The sequence below is a fragment of the Anoxybacillus sp. CHMUD genome, assembly GCF_013096965.1.
GTDB lineage: Bacteria > Bacillota > Bacilli > Bacillales > Anoxybacillaceae > Anoxybacillus > Anoxybacillus kestanbolensis_A.
On sequence record NZ_SDLG01000086.1, the window covers coordinates 1 to 420 of the forward strand.

1 protein-coding gene is annotated in these 420 nt (G+C 31.9%); it reads left to right on the top strand.

Features of this window, described 5'->3' with window-relative positions; all coding sequences use genetic code 11:
- Positions 1 to 359, top strand: a 359-nt coding sequence (locus tag ETB99_RS14725) for a cation transporter (protein ID WP_171700945.1), incomplete at its 5' end; no start/stop codon positions are given.
- Between the last annotated feature and the right edge of the window lie 61 nt (positions 360 to 420).

The following is a 420-nucleotide window of genomic DNA, read 5'->3' on the forward strand; positions in this document are numbered from 1 at the left end:
GTATTGTAATTTCACTCATCATTTTACGTGGTGGTTATAAAATTACGCGTAATGCGTGGTTAATTTTAATGGAAAGTGTGCCTCAACATTTGGATACTGATCAAATTATAGCAGATATAAAAAACATAGATGGCATATTAGATGTACATGAATTTCATTTGTGGAGTATTACAACAGAACATTATTCATTAAGTGCCCATGTTGTGTTAGATAAAAAATATGAGGGGGATGATTATCAAGCGATTGATCAAGTATCATCATTGTTGAAAGAAAAATATGGCATTGCACATTCAACGTTGCAAATTGAAAACTTGCAATTGAATCCATTAGATGAGCCATACTTCGACAAACTAACATAAATAAAACATTGTAGCGCCTAAAACATTAATCAATGTCATAGGCGCATGTTTCGTTTTATAC